General features: G+C 68.4%; 8 protein-coding genes. 7 read left to right on the top strand and 1 reads right to left on the bottom strand.

Translation table 11 applies throughout. From position 1 onward, the window contains the following. Nucleotides 1-570: site-specific DNA-methyltransferase (locus Q7T84_RS03140; RefSeq protein ID WP_304806247.1), on the top strand; the 570-nt coding region annotated here is incomplete at its 5' end. Between the two features lie 138 nt (nucleotides 571-708). Here the strand turns inward: Q7T84_RS03140 and mutY are convergent. Further along, complete coding sequence (gene mutY / locus Q7T84_RS03145) at nucleotides 709-1755, bottom strand: A/G-specific adenine glycosylase (RefSeq protein WP_304806248.1); 1047 nt, start codon at nucleotides 1753-1755, stop codon at nucleotides 709-711. A 56-nt stretch (nucleotides 1756-1811) separates the two neighbouring features. On the opposite strand from mutY, the gene Q7T84_RS03150 reads away from it, so the two are divergent. The 6 genes from Q7T84_RS03150 to Q7T84_RS03175 form a co-directional block, all read left to right on the top strand. After that, nucleotides 1812-2357, top strand: coding sequence for a DUF721 domain-containing protein (locus tag Q7T84_RS03150; protein WP_304806249.1), 546 nt, complete (start codon nucleotides 1812-1814; stop codon nucleotides 2355-2357). A gap of 76 nt (nucleotides 2358-2433) precedes the next feature. Continuing rightward, nucleotides 2434-3045, top strand: coding sequence for a DsbA family protein (locus tag Q7T84_RS03155; RefSeq protein WP_304806250.1), 612 nt, complete (start codon nucleotides 2434-2436; stop codon nucleotides 3043-3045). Nucleotides 3046-3048: 3 nt separating this feature from the next. Further along, nucleotides 3049-3657: a DsbA family protein gene (locus tag Q7T84_RS03160; RefSeq protein ID WP_304806251.1), complete on the top strand. Its 609-nt coding sequence runs from the start codon at nucleotides 3049-3051 to the stop codon at nucleotides 3655-3657. A gap of 17 nt (nucleotides 3658-3674) precedes the next feature. Next, nucleotides 3675-7118: an AAA family ATPase gene (locus tag Q7T84_RS03165; protein WP_304806252.1), complete on the top strand. Its 3444-nt coding sequence runs from the start codon at nucleotides 3675-3677 to the stop codon at nucleotides 7116-7118. Nucleotides 7119-7339: 221 nt separating this feature from the next. Next, nucleotides 7340-7690 (top strand): F0F1 ATP synthase assembly protein I, encoded by a 351-nt coding sequence (locus tag Q7T84_RS03170; RefSeq protein WP_304806253.1) that lies wholly within the window; start codon nucleotides 7340-7342, stop codon nucleotides 7688-7690. 15 nt (nucleotides 7691-7705) lie between these two features. Next, on the top strand, nucleotides 7706-8295 hold a 590-nt coding region (locus Q7T84_RS03175; RefSeq protein WP_304806254.1), incomplete at its 3' end, for a F0F1 ATP synthase subunit A.

The raw sequence follows: 8295 nt of genomic DNA on the forward strand, positions 1-8295 counted from the left end.
CCGCTGTGCACCGGCGAAGAGAGGCTGAAGGACGAGAACGGGGTCAAGGCTCACCCGACCCAGAAGCCCGAGGCCCTGCTGCACCGGCTGATCCTGGCCACGACCAAGCCTGGCGACGTCATCCTCGATCCGTTCTTCGGCACCGGCACCACCGGCGCGGCCGCCAAGCGCCTGGGCCGCCACTATATTGGCCTGGAACAGGACGAGAAGTACGTGAAGCTCGCCCGCGAGCGGATCTCCAAGGTCATCCCGATGGCTGCGGGGGATCTGGAGGTGACCGGATCCAAGAAGTCCGAGCCGCGCGTGCCGTTCGGCCAGGTGCTCGAAGCTGGCCTGCTCAGCCCCGGCGACACGCTTTATTGCTCAAAGGGCGCCCACGCCGCCCGCGTTCGCGCCGACGGCAGCCTGGTGGTCGGCGACCTGTCCGGTTCGATCCACAAGGTCGGCGCCATGGTGCAATCGGCCCCGGCCTGCAACGGCTGGACCTATTGGCACTTCAAGTCGGACAAGGGCCTGGCCCCCATCGACGTGCTGCGCTCGAAAATCCGCTCGGCGATGCCGTCGGCTTAGGGCCGCACCAAAGGTTCGTCATCACCGGGCTTGTCCCGGTGACCCATACACACGAACCGCTCAGGCAAATCCGCGACCTCTGAGTCTATGGATGGCCGGCACAAGAGGCCGGCCATGGCAAGTTGGGAGGGTGTTCGCCTAGAGCAGGTTGCTCAGCCCGGCCCGCGCGGCTTTGAGGAACACGCTCGGCATGGCGTCCAGGCCCGCGCGCGGCGTCCAGATGAATCCATCGGCGTCGCCCTCGGCCCGCAACAGCCGCAGGGTCAGGCTGAAATGAGTGAAGACGTGCTCGACCTCCCCCACCGCTCGCCACTGCGCGCCGGTCGGCGCGGCGGCCAGCGCCGCCTCGTCATCCCAACCCGTGGCCCGCCAGTCGCTGGTCGGCAGGGCCAGCATGCCGCCCAGCAATCCCTTGGGCGGACGACGGACCAGGGCCACTTCATTTCCGCGCGTCAGAATATAGGCCACGCCGTTGCGATGCGGCCGGGCGATCTTGGCGGCCTTGCGCGGATAGGTTTCGGGCTCGCCGCCGGCCAGACCCGCGCAGAACTCCGCCACCGGGCAACGGTCGCAGAGCGGCGCCTTGGGTCGGCAGACCGTGGCGCCGAGATCCATCAGCGCCTGAGCCCAGTCGCCGGGTCGGTCGTCGCGAACCAGCGCGCCCGCCAGCCGCTTCAGCTCTGCCTTGGCGTCCGGTAGTACCTGCTCCACGGCGAACAACCGCGACACTACGCGCTCGACATTACCGTCGACCACGTTGGACGGCCGGTCAAAGGCGATCGCCGACACCGCCGCCGCCGTATAGGGACCAAGCCCCGGCAACGCCCGCAGTCCTTCTTCGGTATCGGGGAATACGCCGCCATGCTCACCGGCCACCGCGCGGGCGCAGGCCAGCAGGTTGCGAGCGCGGGCGTAGTAGCCGAGCCCCGCCCAGGCGGCCATCACCTCGCCGTCCTGCTCGGCGGCCAGGTCCATCACGGTCGGCCAGCGGGCGGTGAACTTCAGGAAGTAGGGCGTGGCGTGCGGCACGGTGGTCTGCTGCAGCATCACTTCTGACAGCCAGACGCGGTATGGATCAGCCCGCACGCCGGCGCGATTTTCGGCCGGCCCGACCCGCCAGGCGAGATCACGGGCGCCGGCGTCGTACCAGGCAAGCAGTTTGGCGCGGAGTCTTTCGGGGGTCACCTGATCTCGCTACCCGATCCTCGCCTCGACGGGGAGCCTTGATGTATGGTGGGGCGATGTCCCGCCCCCTTCCAACCGCCGCGGAAGCCGCCGCCATACTGTCGCGCAAGCGCACCCGGCCGCAGCACCGTCCGCCGCCGGTGGCCGGCCGCGGCCTGCGACGGCTGCTCAAGGACCTGGACGACAAGTTTGGCCAAGGGCCCGGCGCCCTCCAGGCCCGCTGGCGCGAGATCGTCGGCGTCGACATCGCCAAGCGCACCGAGCCGGTGAAGCTCACCAAGCCGCGCGGCGGCGGCCCCTCGGCCCTGGAGATCCGGGTGTCCGGCGCCTCGGCCGCGTTGATCCAGCATCAGGCCCCGGAAATCGTCGCCCGGGTGAACCTCTTCCTTGGGGCGGGCACGGTGAACAAGCTACGGATCGTCCAAGGTCCGCTGCGAAACCTCACCGGCCCAGCGACCAAACCGGCCCGGCGGCGGACCGCCCCGCTGGACGCGGCCCAGGAGGCGGAACTGGCCCAGGGCCTGGCGAGCGCCCCCGACGGCCCTCTGAAAGCCGCATTGCTCAACTTGGGTCGGGGCGTCCTGCGCCGCCACACCGGTTGACTTTAGACGCCGCCGCACGTTCCTGCCGGCGGGAATCGCGCTTTACTCATTCATTCGGACTTCCGCAGAGGTGCACATGCCGAACTTCAACCGTCGCCTGCTTGTCGTCGCCGCCCTGGGCGCGCTCGCCCTCGCCGGCTGCTCGAAGGGCGCTGGGACCGTCGACACCGCCGACATGACCCTGGGCGATCCCAACGCCAAGGTGAAGATGGTGGAGTACGCCTCGCTCACCTGCAGCCACTGCGGCACGTTCAACAACGACGTCTTCCCGGCGTTCAAGGCGAAATACATCGACACTGGCAAGGTGCACTACACCTTCAAGGAGTTCCTGACCCCGCCGAACGAGGTCGCCGCCGCCGGCTTCCTGACCGCGCGCTGCGCCGGCAAGGACAAGTACTTCAACGTCACCGACGCGATCTTCCATGCCCAGCAGGAAATGTTCACCACCGGCGACATGCGCGGCGTCCTGCTGCGCATCGCGCAGTCGGCCGGCCTGACGGAAGAGCAGTTCAACGCCTGCATCACCGACGAAGCGGCGCTAAAGGCCCTCAATGAGCGCGTCGAAAAGGCCATCAAGGTCGACAAGATCAACTCCACCCCGACCTTCGTGATCAACGGCAAGAAGGTGAAGGAGGGCGAAATCTCGCTCGCCGAACTCGACGCCGCCGTCGCAGAAGCTTCGAAATAAGCCATGGCCCAGCCGAACCGCCGTGTCGCTCTTGTCGCCGCTCTCGGCGCCCTGATGTTCGCGGCAGGTTCGGCGACCGCCGCGCCCGCCCCTGGCGACATGACCTTGGGCGACCCCAAGGCCAAGGTGCAGATGGTGGAATACGCCTCGCTCAGCTGCGTCCATTGCGCCGCGTTCAACAACGAGGTCTTTCCCGCCTTCCGGAAGAAATACATCGACAGCGGCAAGGTGCATTACACCTTCCGTGAAATCCTGACGCCGCCGCAACAGGTCGCCGCCGCCGGCTTCCTCACCGCCCGTTGCGCCGGCAAGGACCGCTACTTTCCGATCCTCGATGCGATGTTCCACGAGTTCGACGCTTGGTCGCAGTCGGGCGACGTCCGCGCATCGCTGCTGAAGGCCGGCAAGGCCGGCGGGCTCAGCGACCAGCAGGTGATGGCCTGCGTCGCCGACGAGAAGGCGCTCGATGCGCTGCAAACCCGCGTCGCCGAGAACGTCAAGCGGGGCGACATCACCGGGACGCCGACCTTCTCATTTAATGGCAAGGCGCATGTCGGACCGATGACCGCCGCCGAACTCGACGCCGCCGTGGCGCAAGCTTCCAAGAAATAGGAGGCGAACCGGACTCCGTGCATTTCCAGAGGCTACGTCTCTCAGGCTTCAAATCCTTCGTCGATCCGACCGAGTTTCGGATCGAGCCTGGAGTCACGGGCATCGTCGGGCCGAACGGCTGCGGCAAGTCGAACCTTCTGGAAGCGCTGCGCTGGGTGATGGGCGCCAACTCCGCCAAGGCGATGCGCGCCGGCGGCATGGACGACGTGATCTTCGCCGGGTCCGGTAACCGCGCCTCGCGCAACCACGCCGAGGTCACGCTCACCATCGACAACGCGGCCCGCAAGGCGCCGCCCGCCTTCAATGACGCCCCGGTGCTGGAGGTGGTCCGCCGCATCGATAAGGGCGCGGGCTCGACCTACAGGATCAACGGCCGCGAAGTGCGCGCCCGCGACGTCCAACTGCTGTTCGCCGACGCCTCCACCGGCTCGAACTCTCCGGCCCTGGTGCGCCAAGGCCAGATTTCCGAACTGATCGCCGCCAAGCCGCAGAACCGCCGACTGATCCTAGAAGAGGCGGCCGGCGTTTCTGGCCTGCATTCGCGCCGACACGAGGCCGAACTTCGGTTGCGGGCGGCTGAAACCAACCTCTCGCGCCTGGACGACGTAGCCCGCGAGCTGGAAAGCGCGCTGAACCGGCTGAAGCGCGAAGCGCGCCAGGCCGAGCGCTACAAGAAACTGTCGGCCGAGATCCGGTCCCTGCGGGGCGCCGTACTCTATTCCCGGTGGAGCGAAGCGCGCGACACCGCGGCCCGGCTGCGCACCGAGGCGAACGACGCCATCGCCGCCGTCGAGACCCATACCCGGCAGGCCGCCGCCTCCACCACCCGCGCCGCCCAGGCCGAGGAAGCGATCAAGCCGCTGCGGGAGGCCGAGACCATCGCCGCCGCGATCTTGCATCGCCTGGCCATCGACAAGGACCGGTTGGAGCGCGAGGGCGAGGCCCTGGCCGCCGAGGTCGCGCGGCTGACCGCCGATGTCGGCCGGATCGACGCCGACCGCGCCCGCGAGACTCAGATCGTCGAGGACGCGGACATCGCGCTGAAGCGCATGACAGGCGACCTGGAATCCCTTGAAGCGGCCATCGCCGCCGCGCCGGAGCGCACGCCCGAACTGGAGGAGGCCGCGCGCGCCGCCGAGGCCGCCCGGGTCGCGGCCGATAAGGCGGTTGAAGAACTCGCCATCCAGGCCGCCGCCGACGAAGCCCGCCGCCGGGCCGGCGCGGCGCGTGTCGATGAGGCCCGAGGCCGCCTCGCCCGCACCCAACGCGCCCTCGACCAGGCCAAGGCCGAACGCCAGCAACTGGGTCCGGCGATCACCCCGCAGATCGAGGCCGCGCGCACCGAGTTGGAGCGGCTTCAGGCCGCGCTCGTCACTGTCCGCGCCGCGCTTGAGGCCGCTGAGGAAGAGCGCAGCAAGGCGAGCGCAGCCGAGGCCGAAACGCGCGAGGCCGCCCGCAAGCAGGACGAGCAACTCGGCCGCCTCACCGCCGAGGCCCGGGCCCTGGCCCAAATCGTCGCCCAGCAGCGACGGGGCGGTTTCACCCCCGCCCTTGACGAGGTCTCCCCGACACGAGGCCATGAGAAGGCCTTGGCCGCCGCACTGGGAGACGACCTCGACGCCGCGCTCGATCCCAAGGCGCCGGCCTTCTGGGGCGGGCGTGACGCCGAGGCGCCGATCTGGCCGCCGGGCGCCGAACCGCTCGGCCCGCTGGTGCAGGCGCCGGCCGCGCTCGCCGCGCGCCTGGCCTTCATCGCCCTGGTGGGGCGTGAGGACGGCGATCGGCTGCAGCCGATGCTGATCCCCGGTTGCCGGCTGGTGTCGCGCGAAGGCGACCTGTGGCGCTGGGACGGGTTCACCGCCCGGGCCAACGCGCCCAAGCCCGCCGCGATCCGCATGGAGCAGAAGACCCGGCTGGCCGAGGTCGAGACCGAGATCGAGGCGGCCTCGCCCAGCGCCCAGGCCGCCGAGGAGGCGCAACAGGCGGCCGCCGCCAGCGTCCGCGCCGCCGAAGACACGCTGCGCAACGCCCGGCGCGAACCGCCGATGGCCGAGCAGAAGGTCGCCATCGCGCGCACCCATCTCGAAAAGCTCGACCGCGAAGCCACCCGCCGCGAAGCCCAATCCCAATCCCTGGACGACGTCATCCGCCGCTTCGAAGGCGAACTGGCCGAGGCCGAGGCGACGTTGCAGGTCGCCCTCGCTGAAACGTCGCAGGACGCAGCGGTCGGCGATCTCACGGCCCGGCTGGCCAATGCCCGCGCCGCGGCCGGTCCGGCCCGCGAAGCCGCCGCCCAGGCGCGCGCGGCGGTGGATATCGAGGTGCGTGAACGCGACGGCCGCGCCCGGCGACTGGAGAACCTGAAGCGCGATTCCAGCGACTGGACCCGCCGCGCCCAGACCGCCGCCAAACGCCTTGAACATCTTGCCGAAGCCCGCCGCGGCGCGCAGGCGGCGCTCGACAAGGCTCATGAAGCGCCGGCCTCCCACCAGGAACGCCTAACCAAGCTGCTCGATGAATTGGCCGCCGCCGAGGCCCGCCGCGCGCAGTCATCCGACGCCCTGGCCCAGGCGGAAACCGCCCGGACCGAGGCCGACCGCGCCCTGCGCGCCGCCGAGTCCGCCGCCGGCGAAGCCCGCGAGTTGCGCGCCACGCTGGCCGCCAAGCTCGAAGCGGCCATCGAGCGCCTGGCTGAAATCACCGGGCAGATTCGCGAAGCCGCCAGGATCGAGCCCGAACAACTGGGACGTAAGTTGGCCGACGAGGCCGTCGCCATCCCGACCGACGCCGGGGGCATGGAGTCCCACCTGCAGAATCTGGAACGCCAGCGCGACTCGATCGGCGCGGTGAACCTGCGGGCCGAGGAAGAAGCCGGCGAGCACTCGACCCGCCTGGAGACCATGCACACCGAGCGCGCCGACCTGACGGGCGCCATCGCGCGGCTGCGTCAAGGCATCGACGAGCTGAACGGCGAGGGCCGCGAGCGGCTGCTGGCGGCGTTCGACATCATCAACGAACATTTCAAGGCGCTGTTCGAGGCCCTGTTCCAAGGTGGCCAGGCCGAGCTGCGGCTGGTGGAGTCCGACGATCCGCTCGAAGCCGGGCTCGAAATTTTCGCCTGCCCGCCCGGCAAGCGGATGGCGACCATGAGCCTGATGAGCGGCGGTGAGCAGGCCTTGACCGCCTGCGCGCTGATCTTCGGCGTCTTCCTGGCCCAGCCCGCCCCGATCTGCGTGTTGGACGAAGTCGACGCCCCGCTCGACGACGCCAATGTCGACCGCTTCTGCAACCTGCTCGATGAAATGAGACGCCGCACCGAGACCCGCTTCATCACCATCACCCACAATCCGGTGACGATGGCGCGCATGGACCGGCTGTTCGGCGTCACCATGGCCGAGCGAGGCGTCTCGCAACTGGTCTCGGTCGACCTTCGCCAGGCCGCCGCCATGGCGGCCCAGTAGGTAAGGTTTTCGAGGATTCTAGTGGGAACCGCCCCTCAGCGTGACGAATGCAAGGCTGGGGCTGTGTGGACCAGTTGTCGCGACGCCGAAAAACCGTGTAAATACAAAGCTGTAAATAGCACATCCCCAGCCTTGACGCACTGCACCCGCGTCTATAGGTTCCGCGCGACTTGAAGCCCCGGCCGCGGCGGGCGACGTCGTGGTCACATAGGCCACAACACATGCCGCATCCGGAAAACACACGCGACGAGGACATCAAGCGCCTCGACGAAAGGGCCGCCGCGCTTGAGGCGCGGACGGCCCCGGTAGCGCGTGACTATGGTTCCAAGGCCGCCGGCTACGGCTATCGCCTCATGGGCGTGCTGATAGGTGGCGTCTTTGTAGGTCTGGGCTTGGGTGCTGGGGCGGACGTTGTCTTTAAGACTGCGCCCTGGGGGATGATCATCGGGGTCCTTGGGGGCTTCGGTATTTCGATTTGGATGGCCGTAAGTTCGGCTCAGCGGATGGCTGCCGAGGCGGCGAAGGAATGGGGTCCTCCCAAGGACGTCCCCTTCGACGACGAGGAAGATTGAGGAGTTCGTCGCGGCATGGCCGATCCGATGCATCAGTTCGAGATCCAGAAGATCGCGGGCTTGCCCGAAATGGCCTTTACGCTTCCTGGCGTTGGCGTGGTCGATATGTCGATCACCAACTCCACGGTCGCCATGCTGCTGGCCGCGACGCTAGTCGTGCTGTTCCTGGCGGTCACGACCGCCAAAGCCGCCGTGGTTCCTGGTCGCCTGCAGGTGATCGGTGAGGGCGTCTTCAGTTATATCGACGATCTGGTCGCAGGAATTATCGGTCACGAAGGCCGCAAGTTCTTCCCGTTCGTCTTCGCTCTTTTCATGTTCATCCTGGCGATGAACACGCTTGGCCTGTTCCTGGTGTTCACCGCCACTTCGCAGCTCGCCGTGACGGCCGCGCTGGCGGTCATGACCATCCTGCTGGTCGTCGGCTACGGCATCCTTCGCAACGGCGCGAACATGTACAAGCTGTTCGTCCCGGGCGGCGTGCCTTGGTACATGCTGATCCTGGTCACCCCGATCGAGATTATCTCCTTCGTCCTGCGCCCGGTGACCCTGGCCCTGCGTCTGTTCGGCAACATGCTGGGCGGCCACGTGGCCCTGAAGGTCTTCGC

It is taken from the genome of Phenylobacterium sp. (genome assembly GCF_030654915.1).
In the GTDB taxonomy this organism is placed as follows: domain Bacteria; phylum Pseudomonadota; class Alphaproteobacteria; order Caulobacterales; family Caulobacteraceae; genus Phenylobacterium.